22 protein-coding genes are annotated in these 18,753 nt (G+C 55.7%); 7 read left to right on the forward strand and 15 right to left on the reverse strand.

The window, feature by feature from the left end; genetic code table 11:
* Position 1: 1 nt before the first annotated feature.
* From pcaF to paaA, 10 genes are read right to left on the reverse strand one after another with little or no spacing between them, the layout of a single operon-like run.
* Positions 2 to 1,207 (reverse strand): 3-oxoadipyl-CoA thiolase, encoded by a 1,206-nt coding sequence (gene pcaF / locus AC6HVW_RS04090; protein ID WP_368439196.1) that lies wholly within the window; start codon positions 1,205 to 1,207, stop codon positions 2 to 4.
* Positions 1,204 to 1,644, reverse strand: coding sequence for a hydroxyphenylacetyl-CoA thioesterase PaaI (gene paaI / locus AC6HVW_RS04095; RefSeq protein WP_071681127.1), 441 nt, complete (start codon positions 1,642 to 1,644; stop codon positions 1,204 to 1,206). The genes pcaF and paaI overlap by 4 nt, the downstream gene beginning before the upstream one ends.
* A complete protein-coding gene (locus tag AC6HVW_RS04100; RefSeq protein WP_071680924.1) occupies positions 1,644 to 3,173 on the reverse strand; it encodes a 3-hydroxyacyl-CoA dehydrogenase in 1,530 nt (509 codons plus the stop codon). Before AC6HVW_RS04100 ends, paaI begins: the two co-directional genes overlap by 1 nt.
* A gap of 31 nt (positions 3,174 to 3,204) precedes the next feature.
* A complete protein-coding gene (gene paaG, locus AC6HVW_RS04105) occupies positions 3,205 to 3,996 on the reverse strand; it encodes a 2-(1,2-epoxy-1,2-dihydrophenyl)acetyl-CoA isomerase PaaG (protein WP_021805752.1) in 792 nt (263 codons plus the stop codon).
* A 3-nt stretch (positions 3,997 to 3,999) separates the two neighbouring features.
* Entirely contained in the window at positions 4,000 to 4,773 is a 774-nt protein-coding gene (gene paaF, locus AC6HVW_RS04110; RefSeq protein WP_071680923.1) for a 2,3-dehydroadipyl-CoA hydratase PaaF, read from the reverse strand.
* Positions 4,774 to 4,782: 9 nt separating this feature from the next.
* Positions 4,783 to 5,841, reverse strand: a complete 1,059-nt coding sequence (paaE, locus tag AC6HVW_RS04115) for a 1,2-phenylacetyl-CoA epoxidase subunit PaaE (RefSeq protein ID WP_186486297.1) — start codon at positions 5,839 to 5,841, stop codon at positions 4,783 to 4,785.
* A gap of 14 nt (positions 5,842 to 5,855) precedes the next feature.
* Positions 5,856 to 6,356 carry a 1,2-phenylacetyl-CoA epoxidase subunit PaaD gene (gene paaD / locus AC6HVW_RS04120; protein WP_071680921.1) on the reverse strand — a complete coding sequence of 167 codons (501 nt, stop codon included), beginning with the start codon at positions 6,354 to 6,356 and terminating at the stop codon, positions 5,856 to 5,858.
* A gap of 5 nt (positions 6,357 to 6,361) precedes the next feature.
* Positions 6,362 to 7,123: a 1,2-phenylacetyl-CoA epoxidase subunit PaaC gene (gene paaC / locus AC6HVW_RS04125; RefSeq protein ID WP_039996003.1), complete on the reverse strand. Its 762-nt coding sequence runs from the start codon at positions 7,121 to 7,123 to the stop codon at positions 6,362 to 6,364.
* A gap of 9 nt (positions 7,124 to 7,132) precedes the next feature.
* Positions 7,133 to 7,420, reverse strand: a complete 288-nt coding sequence (gene paaB / locus AC6HVW_RS04130) for a 1,2-phenylacetyl-CoA epoxidase subunit PaaB (protein WP_021180891.1) — start codon at positions 7,418 to 7,420, stop codon at positions 7,133 to 7,135.
* 14 nt (positions 7,421 to 7,434) lie between these two features.
* On the reverse strand, positions 7,435 to 8,373 hold the full coding sequence (gene paaA, locus AC6HVW_RS04135; protein ID WP_254698847.1) for a 1,2-phenylacetyl-CoA epoxidase subunit PaaA: 939 nt from the start codon (positions 8,371 to 8,373) through the stop codon (positions 7,435 to 7,437).
* A gap of 316 nt (positions 8,374 to 8,689) precedes the next feature.
* Between paaA and paaZ the strand changes: the two genes are divergently transcribed.
* Complete coding sequence (paaZ, locus tag AC6HVW_RS04140) at positions 8,690 to 10,762, forward strand: phenylacetic acid degradation bifunctional protein PaaZ (protein WP_071680919.1); 2,073 nt, start codon at positions 8,690 to 8,692, stop codon at positions 10,760 to 10,762.
* A gap of 73 nt (positions 10,763 to 10,835) precedes the next feature.
* On the opposite strand, the gene AC6HVW_RS04145 is transcribed toward paaZ, so the two are convergent.
* A complete protein-coding gene (locus tag AC6HVW_RS04145; RefSeq protein ID WP_071680918.1) occupies positions 10,836 to 12,392 on the reverse strand; it encodes a sensor domain-containing diguanylate cyclase in 1,557 nt (518 codons plus the stop codon).
* Positions 12,393 to 12,518: 126 nt separating this feature from the next.
* Here AC6HVW_RS04145 and AC6HVW_RS04150 point away from each other — a divergent pair, with 126 nt between their 5' ends.
* Positions 12,519 to 12,716, forward strand: a complete 198-nt coding sequence (locus AC6HVW_RS04150; protein WP_071680917.1) for a hypothetical protein — start codon at positions 12,519 to 12,521, stop codon at positions 12,714 to 12,716.
* A 45-nt stretch (positions 12,717 to 12,761) separates the two neighbouring features.
* Here the strand turns inward: AC6HVW_RS04150 and AC6HVW_RS04155 are convergent, their stop codons facing one another.
* Positions 12,762 to 13,178, reverse strand: a complete 417-nt coding sequence (locus tag AC6HVW_RS04155) for a VOC family protein (protein WP_071680916.1) — start codon at positions 13,176 to 13,178, stop codon at positions 12,762 to 12,764.
* A 526-nt stretch (positions 13,179 to 13,704) separates the two neighbouring features.
* Between AC6HVW_RS04155 and AC6HVW_RS04160 the strand changes: the two genes are divergently transcribed.
* Together AC6HVW_RS04160 and AC6HVW_RS04165 are read left to right on the forward strand one after the other, a co-directional pair.
* Entirely contained in the window at positions 13,705 to 13,953 is a 249-nt protein-coding gene (locus tag AC6HVW_RS04160) for a GlsB/YeaQ/YmgE family stress response membrane protein (RefSeq protein WP_021805741.1), read from the forward strand.
* Between the two features lie 84 nt (positions 13,954 to 14,037).
* Entirely contained in the window at positions 14,038 to 14,427 is a 390-nt protein-coding gene (locus AC6HVW_RS04165; protein WP_071680915.1) for a YidB family protein, read from the forward strand.
* A gap of 48 nt (positions 14,428 to 14,475) precedes the next feature.
* Here the strand turns inward: AC6HVW_RS04165 and AC6HVW_RS04170 are convergent, their stop codons facing one another.
* Together AC6HVW_RS04170 and AC6HVW_RS04175 are read right to left on the reverse strand one after the other, a co-directional pair.
* Entirely contained in the window at positions 14,476 to 15,483 is a 1,008-nt protein-coding gene (locus tag AC6HVW_RS04170; RefSeq protein WP_071680914.1) for an NAD(P)H-quinone oxidoreductase, read from the reverse strand.
* A 137-nt stretch (positions 15,484 to 15,620) separates the two neighbouring features.
* Positions 15,621 to 15,830 (reverse strand): hypothetical protein, encoded by a 210-nt coding sequence (locus AC6HVW_RS04175; RefSeq protein WP_021805739.1) that lies wholly within the window; start codon positions 15,828 to 15,830, stop codon positions 15,621 to 15,623.
* Positions 15,831 to 16,010: 180 nt separating this feature from the next.
* Here AC6HVW_RS04175 and AC6HVW_RS04180 point away from each other — a divergent pair, with 180 nt between their 5' ends.
* The 3 genes from AC6HVW_RS04180 to dsrB all read left to right on the forward strand — a co-directional run bounded on the left by AC6HVW_RS04180 (position 16,011) and on the right by dsrB (position 17,819).
* Positions 16,011 to 16,874: an ion transporter gene (locus AC6HVW_RS04180; RefSeq protein ID WP_071680913.1), complete on the forward strand. Its 864-nt coding sequence runs from the start codon at positions 16,011 to 16,013 to the stop codon at positions 16,872 to 16,874.
* A 287-nt stretch (positions 16,875 to 17,161) separates the two neighbouring features.
* On the forward strand, positions 17,162 to 17,374 hold the full coding sequence (gene cspE / locus AC6HVW_RS04185; RefSeq protein WP_004946278.1) for a transcription antiterminator/RNA stability regulator CspE: 213 nt from the start codon (positions 17,162 to 17,164) through the stop codon (positions 17,372 to 17,374).
* Positions 17,375 to 17,618: 244 nt separating this feature from the next.
* Entirely contained in the window at positions 17,619 to 17,819 is a 201-nt protein-coding gene (gene dsrB, locus AC6HVW_RS04190; RefSeq protein ID WP_071680912.1) for a protein DsrB, read from the forward strand.
* A gap of 183 nt (positions 17,820 to 18,002) precedes the next feature.
* Here dsrB and rcsA read toward each other — a convergent pair whose 3' ends face one another.
* Positions 18,003 to 18,632 carry a transcriptional regulator RcsA gene (gene rcsA, locus AC6HVW_RS04195; protein WP_059201125.1) on the reverse strand — a complete coding sequence of 210 codons (630 nt, stop codon included), beginning with the start codon at positions 18,630 to 18,632 and terminating at the stop codon, positions 18,003 to 18,005.
* Between the last annotated feature and the right edge of the window lie 121 nt (positions 18,633 to 18,753).

Consider the following 18,753-nt stretch of genomic DNA (forward strand, 5'->3'; position numbering starts at 1 on the left):
GTTAGACACGCTCAATAATCATGGCAATGCCCTGACCGACGCCAATGCACATGGTGCACAGTGCGTAGCGGCCAGCGCGACGTTCCAGCTCAAACAGGGCGGCCAGCGCCAGGCGCGCACCGCTCATGCCCAATGGATGGCCAAGCGCGATGGCACCCCCGTTGGGATTAACCTGTTCGGCATCATCCGGCAGACCAAGCTGGCGCAACACCGCCAACGCCTGTGCGGCGAATGCTTCGTTAAGTTCAATGACGTCCATCTGCGCCAGGCTTAACCCGGCAATTTCCAGGACTTTGCGGGTCGCGGGCAGCGGGCCGATCCCCATCAATCGCGGTTCGACGCCGCAGGTGGCGGTGGCGACAATGCGCGCCCGTGGCGTCAGAGCTTGCTGCAGGGCCATGGCTTCGGAAGCGACAATCAGCGCCGCCGCACCGTCGTTGACGCCAGAGGCATTACCAGCCGTGATACAGCCCGGCTGACGGAACGGTGTTTTCAGTTTTTGCAGCTGCTCCAACGTGGTTTCTGCGCGTGGATGTTCGTCTTCGCTGAACTGAGTAATGGCCCCTTTTTTGCCGCTGAGGCTCACCGGGATAATTTCCTGTGCCAGGATCCCCCGCTGTTGTGCCAGAGCGGTGCGCTGCTGGCTGCGCAGGGCAAAGGCATCCTGATCGGCACGGCTGATGCCAAACTGCGCCGCGACGTTTTCGGCGGTTTCCGGCATCGAGTCGGTACCGAAAGCCGCATGCATCAGCGGGTTAACAAACCGCCAGCCGATAGTGGTGTCAAACAGCTGTGCCTGGCGGCTGAACGCGCTGTCTGCCTTACCCATTACCAGCGGGGCTCTGGTCATGGATTCGGCCCCTCCGGCCAGGACCAGGCTAGCTTCTCCGGCCTTGATACTGCGTGCCGCCATCGCCAACGCATCCAACCCTGAACCGCATAGCCGGTTGATGGTGGTACCTGAAACGTTTTGTGGCAGCCCTGCCAGCAGCGCGGCCATACGGGCCAGATTGCGGTTGTCTTCCCCGGCCTGATTGGCGCAGCCGAGGATCACGTCATCCACCCGCGACCAATCCACATTCGGGTGGCGCTCTAGCAGAGCACGCAGCGGCAGGGCGGCTAAATCGTCAGCCCGCACGTTTGCCAGCGCGCCGCCGTAACGGCCAATCGGCGTGCGGACGCCATCGCAAATAAAGGCCTGGTTCATGGCTGCTCTCCTAAAATGTTGTGGCCCAACCGATGGGCGCGGCCACGGAACCAGGCGACGGTTTTCCCCAGTTGGTTAACGATTTCAACGTCGTATAACCCGGTGGTTTTACCCTGATGGCGCACTTCAGCGCAGGCGGTGAGGCGATCGCCTGCCAGCGCGGGGCGGATAAAATCGATGGTGCAACCAGAAGCGACCGCCGCCAGCCCCTGACTGTTGCAGGCATAAGCAAAAGCGGTATCTGCCAGGCTGAACAGTTGGCCACCGTGACAGGTCTGGTGGCCATTGAGCATCTGTGGGCCGACTGTCATGCTGACTTTGGCCATGCCGGCATCCACGGCATCGATGCGCATATCCATTGCCTGTGCGCAGGTATCCTGGTTAAACATCTGTTCGGCGCAACGCTGGGCCAGCGCGCGGGGAGTGTTGGCATTCATCAGCATTTGGCTCCTGAATAATGGGCGGCATAACGACGCAGCAGCGGCATTGGGCGATAGCGGGGTTCAGCGTAATAACGTTGCAGGTTTTCCAGCGTGGTGAGGAGCTGTTGCCAGCCGAGCTTGCTGCCCCAGGCCAGCGGACCTTGTGGGTAGTTGACGCCAAACCGCATGGCATCGTCGGTATCGGCGGCGTTGGCCACGCCTTTGTTCACTACGTCCAGGGCTTCATTTGCCAGCATGGCGACGGTGCGCATCACCAGCAGGCCCGGATAATCCGGCAGGTGGATCACCTGTTTACCCAGCGATTGCAGCAGGCAGATGACCTTGGCCGTGTGCGGCACCGCGTTCTGCTCGGCGCTGCTGATGGCGATAACGGGGGCGTGCTGATAGTTGACGGACAGGTCGAACAGAACCACGGGAGATCCGATTTCTTCGGCGACTTGGCTTGCTGTTTTACCATTTGTTAACATAAATGTAACTTCATCGAGCCGGGCAAACGGACTGGTCTGGCCAGGATGTTTGATCGCGGCCGCATTTCCCGCCAGCAACTGTGCAAACTCGCCGATGGCCGACCAGTCGCCGTGTAGCGTGACGGACTGAGGCAACTCAGCCGTTACCGCCGAAGCAAAAGTTGCTGACGGTACGGCCTGCTCACTGCCATAGCGGTAGAAACCCCGGCCACTCTTGCGGCCGAAATGCCCGGCAGCCACCAGTTCCTGCTGCACCAGCGAAGGAGTAAAACGGCTGTCCTGATAGAAAGCGTGATAGACCGACTCGGTGACGGCATAGTTGATGTCTTGACCGATCAGATCGGTCAGTTGCAGCGGCCCCATGGCGAAGCCACCGGCATCACGCAGCACGGCGTCAAGGGTGGCCGGATCGGCAATCTGTTCTTCCAGAGCGCGCAGGGTTTCGCCGTAGAAAGGCCGGGCTACGCGGTTGACAATGAAGCCTGGCGTAGAACGGCACACGACGCTGTGCTTACCCCAATTTTGAGCCAAGGCTTGCAGGCTGCTCAGCGTTTCCGGGCTGGTTTCCAGCCCTCCGACGATCTCTACCAGTTTCATTAACGGGGCCGGGTTGAAGAAGTGCAGGCCCGCCATGCGCTGCGGGTGCTGAAGCGCACTGGCGATGGCGGTAATAGAGAGTGAAGAGGTATTGCTGGCAAACAGCGTATCGGTAGAGCATATCGCCTCCAGATCGCGAAACAGGCTCTGTTTGATCGCCAGCTTTTCCGCCACCGCTTCGATTACCAGGCTGCAGTCGGCCAGATCGCTCAACGAACTGGTCAACTGAATATGACCCAGCAGGGTTTCGGTGCTGTGGGCATCGGCCTTACCTGCCTCGACCCGTTTGCGTAGGCGTTGCCCGAGCTGTTCCAGCGCGCGGGAGGCGGCGGGCAGGGCGATATCGAACAGCTTGACCTGATGCCCTGCCGCAGCGGCTACCTGAGCAATACCGATCCCCATGGTTCCAGCACCAATCACGGCCACCGTTGCGGAGGTGGCTAGGGTATTTATCGCCATCTTCTCTCTCATGGCTGTTTCCCGTTCATGGCTATTTCCCGCTGAAGTTCGGTGAACGTTTGGCGAAGAAGGCGCTGACGCCTTCGCGATAGTCTTCACTACGGCCACCCAGGCGCTGTAAATCGCGCTCTAAATCGAGCTGCTGGTCGAGCGTATTGCTGGCCGAGCTGTACATGGCTTTTTTAATCAGCCCCAGGCCGTAGGTAGGTTGGGTAGCAAGCTGTTTGGCCATGCTCTGGGTGTGGTCGGCCAGCTCGGCGGCAGCCACGACCTGCCAGATCATTCCCCACTCCAGCGCCTGCTGAGCGCTGATTTTGTCCCCCAGCAGCGCCATACCCATGGCTCGCGCATGTCCGGCCAGACGTGGCAAATACCAACTGCCGCCGGAGTCCGGCACCAGGCCCAGTTTGCAGAAAGATTGGATAAAGCTGGCGTTGTCGGCGGCCACTACGATGTCGCAGGCCATTGCCAGCGCGGCACCCGCTCCGGCAGCAACGCCGTTAACCGCGCAGACGATCGGCTTGGGTAGCGCGCTCAGGCGGCGTATCAGCGGGTTGTAAAAACGTTCTACGGACAGCCCAAGATCCGGAGGAGCCTGATCCACACTGACGTTACGATCGTTCAGATCCTGCCCGGCGCAGAAGCCACGCCCGGCACCGGTGATCAGCACGCAACGCACGCTGTCATCGCGTTCGGCTACGGTCAGCGCCTCGCTGAGCTGGTGGTGCATTTCATCGTTAAAGCTGTTGAGCCGGTCGGGGCGGTTCAGGGTAATGGTCAACACCCCGGCTTCGATGTGGCTAAGAATGAATGCGTTTTCCATAAATCAGCGCCCTTGATAGTTCGGTGTACGTTTTTCGAAGAAGGCGGCAATGCCTTCCCGGCGATCTTCGGTGGCGGCCAGGGTGACAAACTGCTGGCGCTCCATCTGCAAGCCTTGGCTGAGGCCGGTTTCCTGCGCCTGTTTTAGCGCCTGTTTGGCCGCGCGTAGCGCCAGCGGCGCCTGTTGGCTGATGCGTTGGGCCAGTTGTTGAGTACGCTCCAGCGTTAATGCGTCGACGCAAACCTCGCTCACCAGCCCGGCTTGCAGTGCGCAGCGGGCGTCTATGGCTTCACCGGTCAGCACCATTTGATAGGCGCGGGACTTGCCCACGCTGCGGATCAGGCGTTGAGTACCACCGGCTCCGGGCATCAGGCCTAAAGTGATTTCCGGCAGGCCGAAGCGGGCGCTTTCGCCGCAAATCGTAATGTCGCAGGCCAGAGCCAGCTCACAGCCAGCACCGAGCGCGTAACCGTTCACCGCCGCCAGCAAGGGTTTGCTGAACTGGGCCAAGTGCTGCCATAGCAAAGGGCGGTGATCGAGCTGGGTGGCAGCGACATCCTGTTGCTGTAATTCGCGCAGATCGGCACCGGCGGCGAAGAACCGGGCGGCACCGGCGATCACCACGGCACCGACGTCGGTATCGCTATCGGCCTGTTCCAGTTGATAAACCAACTGCTCAAGGCAGGCGGTGCTCAAGGCGTTGCGGGCATCGGGGCGGTGCAGCGTCAGTGTGACCACGCGTTGCTGCTGTTCGCGAAGGATCCAAGGGGTTTCCATCGTCGGCTCCTAAACGTCAAAGTCCAGCACCACGCCTTCACCGCGTGGCCAGGACTGGCAGCTCAAGACATAGCCTGCCGCCAGTTGATCCGGCTCCAGGCTGTAGTTGATCGCCATATCCACCTCACCGGCCTTCAGCTTGCATTTGCAGGTGGCGCAGACGCCGCCTTTACAGGCATAGGGCAAATCGGCTCCTTGGCGCAATGCGGCATCCAGAATGCTGTCATCCTCGCTGCCGACGTCGATTTTGAGGCTGCGGCCGTCGAGCCGGATCTCTACCTGGGTAGCGTTGCGGCTACCTGCATTGGCAGGCCGGGCGACGATGCCGTTGGTGTTGAAACGCTCGCTGTGAATACGCTCGGCAGGCATACCGGCCAGCTCCAGCACGGTGTGCGCGTCGTCCATCATCGCTTCTGGGCCGCAGATAAAGGCGTGGTCGAACTCGTTGAAGTCCACCAGCGTGTTACCTAGCGCGGTCAGGTGGTCACGGTCGATGCGGCCACTGAGCAGTGGGCTGTCGAGATTTTCCTGGCTAAAGAGATACAGCGGCTGGAAGCGCTGTGGATAACGGTTTTTCAGATCCGATAGGGCTTCTTTAAACATCACCGAGCGGCTGGTGCGGTTGCCATAAATCAGCGTGAACTGGCTGTTGGGTTCCAATTGCAACGTCGCCTTGATGATCGACAGCATCGGCGTGATGCCAGAACCGGCGGCGATCGCCAGATAGTTGCCCTGGGTTTGTGCCTGCGGCTGGTAACCAAAACGGCCCTGCGGCAGCATTACTTCCAACTCGTCGCCCACCTGCAAACTTTGGTTGATATACGAAGAGAAGCGCCCCTGATGGATCGCCTTGATGCCGATTTGCAATACGCCATCCTGCGGTGCGCTACAGATGGAATAGCAGCGGCGCAGCTCTTCACCATTGACCCGCGCTTTGAGCGTCAGGTGCTGGCCGGGGGTATAGCCGTAATGGGATTTCAGTTCGTCCGGGACGCGCAGCGTGATGGCTACGGCATCCGGGGTTTCGCGCTCGATAGCCGCGACATTCAGGCGATGAAATACCGTCATGGTTTTCAGTACTCCTAAATACATTTGAAATAGTCGAACGGTTCCCGACATTCGCAGCAGCGGTAAAGCGCTTTGCAGGCGGTGGAACCGAACTCGCTGATCTTTTCCGTGTGCTCGCTGCCGCAACGGGGGCACTGCACCGGGCCGTGGGCTAAAGGCTTCTCACAGGTTTGCCCCTGCGGGGGGGCCACGCCGTATTCACGCAGGCGCTGGCGAGCATCCGCATTCATCCAGTCGGTGGTCCAGGCCGGGCTGAGGCTGATGGTGATCTTCACCGGGCTGAAACCCGCCTCGTTCAGCGTCTGTTCAATGGCGTTGAGCAGGTACTCGGTCGCCGGGCAGCCGGAATAGGTTGGGGTAAAGGTGATGTGCCAGCCTGCACCGTCGCGCTCCACGTCACGTACCATGCCCAGATCGGTAATGGACAATACCGGCAGTTCGGGATCGCTGATCTGCTGTAAGCAGTGCCAGATCTGCGGGATCTCGGCCGGTTGCAGTCGGGTGATATTCAACATTGCCTCTACCAGCTACAGTTCGGGTAAGCGCGTGGCAGAAACTGCATCTCTGCCAGCATTGGGCCGAGGTGTTCTGTGTGCCGCCCTTGCTTACCGCCGTGGCGAAATGCCTGCTCGGTGGGCAGCGCGAGCGTGGCCTGTTGCAGCGTATCGTTCACCATCGCCTGCCACGGTGCCTGCAATTGGCGTGGATCGACGGCAATACCCAGTTCGGCCAATTGCAGCTCAATCTCGTCGGCGTGGAACAGCTCGGCGGTGAAGCGCCACAGATCGTTTAATGACTGCTGGATCTTCTGGTGGCTGATTTCACTGCCGTCACCCAGGCGGATCATCCAGCCGTGGCTGAAGCGCAGGTGATAATCCGCTTCCTTCAGCGATTTGGCGGCGATGGCGGCCAGTTGGCCGTCTTTGCTGCGGCTCAATTCCCGGTGCAGCAGCACGTGGTAGGTATCGAGCAGGAACTGGCGTACCAGCGTGTCGTTAAAGCCGCCGTTGGGCTGTTCTGCCAACAGCAGGTTGTGGAATTCACGTTCGTCGCGGCCAAAAGCCAGGCTGTCTTCGCTGTGCTGTGGGCCGGAAAGCTCGGCGGCATAGGCCAGAAAATTGCGTGCTTGGCCCAGCAGATCGAGGCCAATATTGGCCAGTGCCAGGTCGATCTCCAGTTCAGGAGCATGACCACACCAAGCGCACAGGCGCTGTGCCAGAATGAGCGGTGTATCGCCCAAGCGCAGGGCATAGCTGATTGTTGCTGCGTTACTCATCGTCATGGCCTGCCTCTACATGTTCTTGATGCCGTCGGGGATGGTGTAGAACGTGGGATGACGGTAGATTTTGTCGTCGGAAGGATCGAAGAATGCCGCCCGATCCTCCGCTTGAGAGGCGATCAGATGGCAGGATTGCACCACCCAGATCGAACAGCCCTCACTGCGGCGGGTGTAGGCATCTCGGGCGTTTTCCAGCGCCATCTGATCGTCTGCGGCATGCAGGCTGCCCACATGGCGATGGGCCAAACCCTGCTTGCTGCGGATAAACACTTCATACAACGGCCATTCGGCGTGAGTCATTTTTCTCTCCTCGATTAAGCTGCATTTGCCGCGCGTTTGCTGGCATGTGCCATGGCACCATCCCGTACCCAACTGCCTTCGTCCCAGGCTTTACGCTTGGCTTGCAGGCGTTCGTGGTTGCACTGCCCACGCCCCTGGATCACTTCGTGCAGCTCTGCCCAGTCGATCTCGCCAAAGCGGTAATGTCCGCTGGCTTCATCCCATACCAAATCGGCATCGGGGGCGGTCATACCCAGGGCTTCCAGTTGCGGTACGGTGTTGTCGATAAACTTCTGCCGCAGTTCGTCATTGCTGTGACGTTTGATTTTCCAGGCCATGCTCTGTGCGCTGTGGGGGGAATCGCTATCGTTAGGGCCAAACATCATCAGCGCTGGCCACCAGAAGCGGTTGATGGCGTCCTGCAACATGGCCTTTTGCGCTTCGCTGCCCTGGGCCATCACCATCACGGCTTCATAGCCTTGACGCTGGTGGAAGCTCTCTTCTTTACAGATTTTCACCATCGCCCTGGCATAGGGGCCGTAAGAGGCACGGCACAGGGCTACCTGATTGACGATGGCGGCACCGTCGACCAGCCAGCCGATCACGCCAATGTCAGCCCAGTTCAGCGTTGGATAGTTGAAGATCGAGGAGTACTTCATCTGACCGGCGAGCATCTTTTGGTAGATATCCTGGCGGGTGCAGCCGAGGGTTTCCGCCGCGCTGTACAGATAAAGACCGTGCCCGGCCTCATCTTGGACTTTCGCCAGTAACACCGCTTTGCGCCGCAGGGAAGGGGCGCGGGTCAGCCAATTGGCTTCAGGCAACATGCCGACCACTTCGGAATGCGCATGTTGGCCGATTTGCCGGATCAGATTGCGGCGATAGGCATCCGGCATCCAGTCTTTGGCTTCGATGGAGATATCGGCGGCGATCTTGTCGTCAAAGTGCTGCTGAAATTGTGCGTCAGTTGTCATGCGTGCCTCTTGGTGATTCATGTTTTTCACATTAAAACCAAAAATGTGAATCACTTTAACTAACCGTAAAGCTACAAGTTGATAACAACAAGATCAAATACAAATACTGTGGTTTTGCGATGAGTATCACAATGTGTTTTGTTATGTCATTGATTTTAATGTTTATTTATTTTGTATTTATCGATAACGTTGGTATTAACTCAGCGTTTGGATGATTTTGTTTTGCTTTTGTTAAATTTTAATCTGGCGCAGAGTGGAAAATATGTGATACATCATTAATCTTGATGGTGTCTATTTATGAATTCCGGAGGAGCAAATGCAGCAGTTAACCAGTTACCTTTCTGGCGCTTGGGTGTACGGCCAGGGGCAATCCCGCGAGATCCAGCATGCCGTTACCGGCGAGCATCTGTATCAGGTCTGCTCCGACGGGCTGCCGTTGGCCGCCAGCCTGAGCTATGCCCGCAAGCTGGGCGGCACGGCGCTGGCAAAGATGACGTTTCAGCAGCGCGCCCAGATGATGAAAGCGGTGGCTAAACACCTGCTGGCCAATAAAGAAGCGCTGTATCAGATCTCCTATCAAACCGGCGCCACGCGTAATGACAGCTGGGTTGATATCGAAGGTGGTATCGCCACGCTGTTCTCCTATGCGGGATTGGCAGGGCGCGAACTGCCGGACGATACGCTGTGGCCGGAAGATGAACTGATCCCACTTTCCAAGCAGTCGCAGTTTGCCGCACGCCATGTGCTGACCTCTCGCCCTGGCGTTGCTCTGCATATCAACGCCTTCAACTTCCCTTGCTGGGGAATGTTGGAGAAGCTGGCACCCACTTGGCTGGCGGGGATGCCGGCCATCATCAAACCCGCCACCGCTTCGGCACAGCTAACACAGGCGATGGTGAAGCTGATTATCGACAGCGGGCTGGTGCCGGAAGGAGCTTTGCAACTGATCTGCGGCGGCGTGGGCGATATGTTCGATCACCTCGATTATCAGGATGCGGTGACCTTTACCGGCTCGGCGCAAACCGGGCAGAAGCTACGTTCCCACCCGCGCCTGCTGGAAAAATCCATCGCCTTTACCATGGAAGCCGACTCGTTAAACTGCTGCGTGTTAGGGGAGGACGTGACGCCAGAGATGCCGGAGTTTGCGCTGTTTATCAAAGAGGTCAGCCGCGAAATGACCAGCAAGGCGGGGCAAAAGTGTACTGCTATCCGGCGCATTATCGTTCCGGCGGCCCGCATTGCCGAGGTACAGCAAGCACTGTTGCAGCGCCTGGCTGGCGTAAAGATTGGCGACCCACTGTTGGAGCAAGTGCGGATGGGGGCGTTGGTCAATCAGGAACAGCGTGACGACGTGCAGCAAAAGGTGGAATTCCTGCTGCGCAATGGCTGTGAACCACTCTGCGGCGCAACGCTGGATAAGTTGGAGGTGGTGGGCGATGGTGCGCAATCAGGCGCGTTTTATCCGATCACCCTGCTGTACTGCGCCGATCCGTTCCGCCATCAGGCCGTACATGGCACCGAGGCGTTTGGCCCGGTGGCGACGCTGATGCCTTATCAAACTACCGAACAGGCCATTGAGTTGGCGCTGCTGGGGCAAGGTAGCCTGGCCGGATCGTTGGTGACGGCTGATGCGGAGCTGGCTTCACAGTTTATTCGAGCAACCGCCTGCGCCCATGGCCGCATGTTGGTGCTGGATCGCCACGCGGCTACGGAATCGACCGGCCACGGCTCACCATTGCCTTTGTTGGTGCATGGCGGGCCAGGGCGAGCCGGCGGCGGGGAAGAGCTTGGTGGGCTGCGAGCGGTAAAACACTATATGCAGCGCACGGCGATCCAGGGCAGCCCTTCGATGCTGGCGGCCATCAGCCGTGAATGGGTACGAGGTGCCGACGTGGTGGAAGAACAGGTACACCCGTTTCGCAAATACTTTGAGCAGTTGCAGATTGGCGAAAGCTTGCTGACCGCCCGCCGTACCGTTACCGAAGCCGACCTCGTCAACTTTGCCTGCCTGAGCGGCGACCATTTCTACGCGCATATGGACAAGATTGGTGCAGCGGAATCACTGTTTGGTGAGCGAGTGGCCCACGGTTACTTTGTGGTTTCTGCCGCCGCCGGGCTGTTTGTCGATCCGGGCGTCGGGCCGGTGATTGCCAATTACGGCATGGAAAACCTGCGTTTTATCGAACCGGTGAAGATTGGCGACACCATTCAGGTGCGGTTGACCTGTAAAAAGAAAATCCGCAAGCCGCAAAAGACCGCCGAGGATCGTCCGCATGGCGTGGTGGTCTGGGATGTACAGGTGCTCAACCAGCATCAGCAGGCCGTGGCGCTGTATAGCATTCTGACGCTGGTGGCGCGCCAGGAAGGGGATTTCAACAAGGTGCACTAAGGCTGGATCGTCGGGGCATCATGTCAAGATGCCCCATAATTTGCTGAAATAATCTACCCTAACTATTGTGAGCCTAGAGGCTGCAAACCCGGTTCTTACCGCTTTTCTTCGCCGTATATAGGGCGTTATCCGCCAGGTTGACCAAGCTCAGCGGCGTATCGCTATATGGATGCGGGACTATAGCACTGGCACCAATGCTGGCGGTGATAATCCCCAGCGGACTGCCTGTGTGGGCGATCTTCAACTGCCGGATGCCCTCCAGAACCCGTTCGGCAAAGGCGATTGCGCCTTGAAGATCGGTATCCGGCAGAATAACCGCCAGCTCCTCACCGCCGTAACGCGCCATCAGATCGCCAGGGCGGTTGACCATGCCTTGCAACATGCGCCCCAACTGTTGCAAACACTGATCCCCGGCCACGTGGCCGTAGATATCGTTAAACTGTTTAAAATAATCAATATCCAGCATCAACAGGGCTACGCTGCGATCGTTGCGCGCCGCTCGCGTCATTTCGTTTTTTAGCGCGATATCAAACTGGCGGCGGTTGGCCAGGCCGGTCAAGCCATCTAGCAAAGCCAGTTCTTCCAACGTGTGGTTCATCAGCGTCAGTTGATCACGGGTGCGCACCAGCTCGACTTCGGTCTGTACGCTTTGATTAATCTGACGTATCAGTACCAACCCCAGGGCCAGCAGTATGGACAGCAGGACTCCTCCACCGAGTGCAAAAAGTGACGCATCGTTACGCCAGTCGGCCAGCACGTCTTTTTTCGACAGCCCAGCAGTGATCACTAGCGGATAACGTTCCACCTGCGAATAACCATAAACCCGTTCTACATTATCGAACTGTGAGACCATGGTGACGTTGCCAAAGGGCGAATGCGGCAGAACTTCGCGGAATAAAAGGCTGTGGGAGATGTTTTTCCCGATGGCATCCTCATTGTATGGGCGGCGGTACAAAATGGAGCCGTCGGCCAGCACCAGACTGAGGGAGGCGTCGTTGTTAAGGGCAAAGGTGTTGTAAAACTGGCGGAAATAATCGACATACAGCGTTGCAATCACCACGCCGGCAAAGCTGCCATCCGCATGGTTCAGGCGGCGTGATACCGGGATAATCAGATCGCCGGTTGAGCGGCTACGGATCACCTCGCCGATATAGACCGTATTATTGTTATGAGTGACGTGGTATTTAAAGTACTCCCGGTCGGCATTATTGGTATGGCTGAGGGGTTTACCGTTGGAGGTCAGGATCCAATTGCCCTGGGCATCATAGACAAAACTACCGTGCAGTTGCGGGAAGTTACTGGCCTGAGTCTGCATGACTTTTTGCAGACGTAAACGCTGAGGTTCGCCTAATCCATCGGTTTCAATGCGTTCGCTGAGATCGATCAGGTTATTGTCTACCTGCGCAAAGGTATCTTCGGCATGCTGTGCCAGCGATCGGGCCAGATTCTGTGAGTCATTTTCAGCAATTTGCAGGTTGCGCTGATGAGCGTTCCAGATTTGCCAGGCATTGAACATGATCAGGGTGAGCACGACGATAATAACGAACACGCCAGCCTGATAGAGTAACGGCGAGTTTTTGTTTTTCCCGGGTAATGGCTGTTTTTGGGGCGGGAGCTGGGGTGCTAGCATAGCATTCCTGTCATGGAATCAGTTAGGTACGGGGATTGCGAACAATCTTAACCCTTATATTTCCATCTTGCATGTTCCGTTATATTTCCAGGATATGTTCAGCATAAATTGGTGCCGGGGAGGCGCATGGCAGCACTATCTGACGCTATGATGCAGGTTTTACTGATGCTGGCGGTATATTACCCGCTTACGCTTCTAGCGCTGGCCGGGGTGATGATTATCGCGTTCCGGCGGCGCAGATCGCCTTTCTGGCGGTTGGCTCTGATAGTGTTGCTGGTGTTATTTGTGTTGTTCTCATTGGTGGCTTATAGCTGGCATCGTTAGCCCTGAGCAGTGCCTGCCCTTAGAGCAAGGCACTGCACCATGCGGCTATTCAACGTTGACCATCCAGTTGACACCGAACTTATCGGTCAGCATGCCAAAGCCCTTGGCCCAGAAGGTCGGTTGGAAAGGCATGGAGATGGTGCCACCTTGGGCTAGCCGGTTGAACACTTCCTCACCTTGCTCGACGTTTTCACTGAGGATCGACAGTGAATACCCACTATGTGTCGGCCCGCCTGGCTCGGACGGGCAACCGTCCGATGCCATAATGACGTTATCCCCGATCACCAGCCTGGCATGCATAATCGACTCAGGATCGGCATTGGGCGGCCCATTTTGCTGCTCCTCTGCCGGAATATCTTTGTAACGCATCATGATTTCTATATTGCCGTTTAGCTGTTGAGCATAAAAATTCACCGCTTGTTCGCAGTTACCGGCAAAAAACAGATAGGGTTGAATCAACATAGTTCCTCCTGTTGGATCCCATGCCCAGCAAGGTTGCTTAATTTGTGGGGGGTGAACATGTTCGACCGTAGGAGCGCTGTATGGTGCGCCCGCTTGATTGCGCTGCCGAGGAGCGCCGAAATAGAATAAAAATGCATTGGTCAGGAATGGTTAATGACTGCTTGGCCGACGACTTTCACATAAACAACAGCGCAGCGGAACCATCCCACACGGCGGCCAAGGTATAAACCAAAACCAAAAACAGCATGAAAGGGGGGTTGCTCATGGTGCTATCCTCGGTCGAAGTTCGGTTGAGCATTATTCAGTATAGCTGATTATCGCCACACAATATGACGGCTGGATGAAAAGCGCACAATTTTTATGCGCAGTTTTTCAGACTGCATGAGGTAGGTAACTCGCTGATTTTTGACTATAGTAGTAAGGTACAGAGACGTAAAAACTGTCAGAGGGTGGTCTCTGACGGAAAACGTCTTGATAATGCTGTTGCCAGCAAGTTTGGGCAATGGGTCAATTAGGGAGAGTAAAAATGGGTATCATTTCCTGGATCGTTTTTGGGTTAATCGCCGGTATTTTGGCCAAGTGGATCATGCCGGGTAAAGACGGCGGCGGCTTCATCATGACCGTTATCCTGGGTGTGGTGGGTGCGGTTGTCGGCGGCTATATCAGTACCTTCTTCGGTATGGGCCGGGTTGATGGCTTTAACCTGGGCAGCTTTGTGGTTGCCGTTATCGGTGCTCTAGTGGTGCTTTTTGTCTACAGAAAGATCAGAAGCTAAGCCGGGTTCGATCAATAGGGGTCGCTGCGGCGGCCCTTTTCTTTTAAATGCAACAAACGTACAGCGTTTGAGAAGGGGATAGCGATGGGATTACTGGATGGGTTAGTCGGGGCATTGAGCGGTGGTAAAGGTATGGATTACAGCGCCATCTTGCAGTGGGTTGAACAGCAAGGGGGCTTGCCGGCTATCCTGGACAAATTCCGCCAGGGAAATTTGGCGGACGTGGTCGCCTCCTGGATCGGCACGGGTGGAAATCAGCCAATCAGCGGTGAACACGTTGAGCAGGCGTTAAGTACCGATGCCATTGCACAACTGGCAGGCAAATTGGGGATCGATCCGGCGCAGGCTTCTGCCCTGATTGCCCAGTATTTGCCGATGATCACCGATAAACTGTCACCCAATGGCCAGGAGCCACAGGGCGGCGATCTGATGAGCGCCGGGATGGATTTGCTGAAAGGTAAACTGTTCGGCTGATATGAGGGATACAGCCTAGCCCTCCGGTTTCTGGCCGGAGGGCTGCTATTACAGCGTCAGCATAATTTTACCGATATGTGCACTGGACTCCATCAAGGCATGGGCCTGTGCGGCTTGATCTAACGGGAACGTCTGGAAAATCTGCGGTTTTAACTCCCCGCGTTCCAGCAATGGCCACACTTTCAGCTCCAGTTCGGCAGCGATCTGGGCTTTATCTTCCACACTGCGCGCCCGCAGCGTTGAGCCGGTATGGGTCAGGCGCTTCAGCAGCAGTGGCATCAGGTTCAGTTCTTTCACTACCCCATTTTGCGTGCCGATCTGTACGATACGCCCGTCCATTGCAGCGGCACGGTAGTTTTTCTCCACGTAATCCCCCGCGATCAAATCGACGATGACATCGGCCCCTTTGCCATTGGTGGCGGTTTTGGTCAGTTCGACAAAATCTTCGGTGCGATAGTTGATGGCGATGTCGGCACCCAAAGCCAGGCTGGCCTCACGTTTCTCTTCAGAGCCAACGGTAGTAATGACATAGGCGCAGAAGGCTTTGGCCAACAGGGTGGCAACCGTGCCAATGCCTGACGTACCACCGTGGATCAGCACGGTTTCCCCGGCCCGAAGATGACCACGTTGAAATACGTTGACCCAAACGGTGAAGAAGGTTTCTGGCATGGCGGCGGCTTCTATCATGCTGAAGCCTTTCGGGACCGGCAGCGCATTGCTTTCATGCACCTTGCAGTATTCGGCATACCCCCCACCGGCGATCAGCGCACATACGGCATCACCCGGGGCATAGCGTTGTACCCCAACGCCAACGGCCACCACCGTGCCAGCAATTTCCAACCCGGGAATGTCCGAGGCGCCCGGAGGTGGGGCATATTGCCCACGGCGTTGCATAACGTCTGGGCGGTTGACGCCGGCGGCAGCGACTTTCACCAGTATTTCACCTTGGGCCAATACTGGTAACGGGCGTTCAGCACTTACCAGAACCTCTGGTTCGCCCGGCTGGCTGATTTCGATGACCTTCATGTTTTCAGGTAGTTGTGCGTTGGATGACATGCCGTTCTCCTTGATCAATCTGCGTATTCGGGGTATTCCCGGCTGGATTATCTTATAGGGATAACAGAGTTGGCATGTGTGCGAAAGGGCGGTTTTGTCTAGACAAGCAGAGATACCGCCGCAAAGGGGGTAGAGGATCAGTCGTTTGGCGGAATACGAAAACCTTTCAGCGAGACGATAAAGTGCTTTTTGCCTTTGGAAATCTTGGCACCCTGATCGCACCACAGGCTGGCGAGCTGGAAAAAATCGTCGCTGTCAATGTCATAGGCCAGCTCAATCTTTTTCGCCGATCCTGAGCGGATCAGCGTCTCTGCCTGCTGGTGATTAATGGCTTTTACGGTGTTCATAGGCGAAATCCTTGGTGTTAACCCGGAGCGGATAATCGCTAGCCATCATATGGCTGGATTGTGACATTTTTGTGATGAAAATATGACACATGGCCATTCTGCGGCTCGGCGCAGGTTAAATTTGGCGGCGTGCAGGTTCGGATCTAGTATGAGCGTAAATCTTTTACCAGACAGCGGATTATGACCAATAAAGTGCGAAAACAGACCCTGCGCCAGCGTAGCTATCAGCTGTTGTTCAGCAATCAAACCCGAACCGGGCGCAGAATGCAGCTGTTCTGGGTGAGCACGGCGCTGCTCAGTGTGTTGTTGCTGTTTATCGAACCTGGCGGCAGCTCGCTGTATACCCCCAATGCTCAAGTGCTTTATCAGCTGTTTTTGGCGGAGGTCTTTTTCACCACCCTTTTTACGGTGGAGTATCTGTTGCGGCTGTGGTGCACGCCGAGTAAAGAGCGCTATGCCATCAGCTTTTTCGGCATCGTCGATCTGCTGACGATGTTGCCGATGTATATCATCTGGATATTCCCGCATATGGCGGTGGAGTATATCGCTCTGCTGCGTGTATTGCGGATCCTGCGCGTGTTGCGGGTGTTGAAACTGTTGCGCTACATGAGTGAGATGAGCATTGTCTGGCGCAGTATCAAGCTGGCGCGCCATAAGCTGACCCTGTTCTTTGGTTTTGTCGGCGTGATGCTGTGCGTATTTGGTGGCTTGATGTACGCGGTGGAGGGAGGCAGTGGTGGATTTACCAGCCTTGGCGCATCGATGTATTGGGCGGTAGTCACGTTAACCACCGTGGGCTACGGTGATATTGTGCCCCACACGCCATTAGGGCGGATGCTGGCTTCGGTGCTGATCCTGGTAGGGTATTCGATTATTGCGGTGCCTACGGGGATCCTGACCGCCTACATGTCGCAGGAGATGCAGCGCTATCGGGAACAGCGCCATTGTCTACAATGCGACCGTGTCGGGCATGAAGCCGAGGCGAAGTTTTGTAAATTTTGTGGCGCTGCATTACCACCATTGTCAGTGAAATCCACAAGATAACGCCGATAATTTCGCCAGAGGGGAGCAAATTCTGTGCGTTTGCTCTCCCTTTCCAGCCTCACGAGCTAAAAAGAGTTGCTATTATACGCCCGACATGAGTTAATGATTCTCGGCCTGTGGTACAGACCTATTTATGCACGACATTTTGAGTAAAGTAGTTCAAATTTAAAGCGTTATCCTTGATAGCTCTTCACTGACGAATTTCCTTTCTAGTGCCTCCATAAGTAACTGATGACCGGCTATTTCATGCCCATGGTGGCTTAAATTTTTTATTGAAGGAATTCAACATGTCTAACATGATCAAAGGTCAAGTGAAGTGGTTCAACGAGTCTAAAGGTTTTGGTTTCATCACTCCTGCAGACGGCAGCAAAGACGTGTTCGTACACTTCTCTGCAATTCAGGATCAAGGCTTCAAGACCCTGGCTGAAGGCCAGAACGTACAGTTCTCTATCGAGAACGGTGCTAAAGGTCCGTCAGCGGCTAACGTTACCGCTATCTAATCGGCCTCTCGCTGATTAACAAAAACCCGCCAAGGCGGGTTTTTTTGTGTCTGCGATTTGAGCATGGTGGGCGCAGAGAGGTTCACCGCGGTATTCCAGAGGTCTGAAAGACTCAGTCTCAGTTCTGCTAAGCTTAATGGGTCGTCGCCGCATGATGGCTCAGTGGCGGAGCGCATTACGCAATGGTGGGTTCTTTTCGTCAACTGTAATAGACTGATATCCGAGATAAATAACGAGGTAGAGCATGAAAGTTAACGATCTGGTGACGGTAAAGACCGACGGCGGCCCCCGTCGAGAAGGGGTAGTGCTGGAAGTTGAGGTGTTTAATGAAGGCACGATGTATCTGGTGTCACTGGAAGATTACCCGGCGGGCGTGTGGTTCTTCAATGAGGTCGATAGCCGCGATGGCACCTTTGTAGAATTGCGCAGCGCTGAACAGGATTAAATCTTTGCCTGCATTTACCAGCTTGCCCTGGTCTGGCTGGCTGAAACCTGGCCGCACGGTCATATGGTGTTGAAAGCCTGCCCAAATACCCGTAGCGGCAGCATTGCCGCTGAAAACGAGCGTTTTTCTGTCAAATTCTACACCACTGCGTTCCGCTGTCGCTTTATTTGGTCGTAATGGCTATCAACGGCTGTTGACGAAAATACCGCTGGTAAGCGTGTCGGTCAGGCGGACAACATGGTAGATGATCTGCTTGTTGTGGGTTTTGATCTTTCTTTTGATGTTTCCCTTATGGGAAGAGACGGTTTTCACCTTGATCTGCATTTGATCGGAGATCTGGATGGTGCCTTGGCCGGACATCCACATGCGCAGCATGTTTGACTCGGTTTGGCTTAGTGTGACAGGTGTCTGATCCAGCGAGCTTTTTTCCGGGCGAACCAGCTTTCTTTCGAGGTAGTGGTTAAGCAACTGACTCATGGTTTGCGGTTTTATCGATTTTGACGAGATGATCACGTTCTTGCGGACGTATAAATAATCGTCGAAATGTACGTTGGTGATGGCCATGAAAATAAAGAATAAAGTATCGGGATTAAGAGATATCACGCGTTTTATTCTTTCTGTCGCATCTGCTTCATGAATGAAGCAGTCTTCATTCAGGAATACCATATTAGGCTTAAGTTTTGCGCACTTCTCATGCAGGCCGTCGATATGATTGACAGCGCTAATCTGACGCTTTTTCATCCCGTGCGACGTCAGGTAGTCGGTTAATCCTAATCTAGTGTAACTGCATGAATCCATAATGATTATTGGCATAGAGCCTCCCACTTAAGTCCGTTTCCACGCGGTTATAAAAAGAAAAGCCTGAAGATAAAAGGCTAAAAGTTATAAAAAAATCACATCTTATGAATGCAACTTTCTATCAATAAAACCGGCA

The organism is Serratia sp. NCCP-200 (assembly GCF_059697885.1).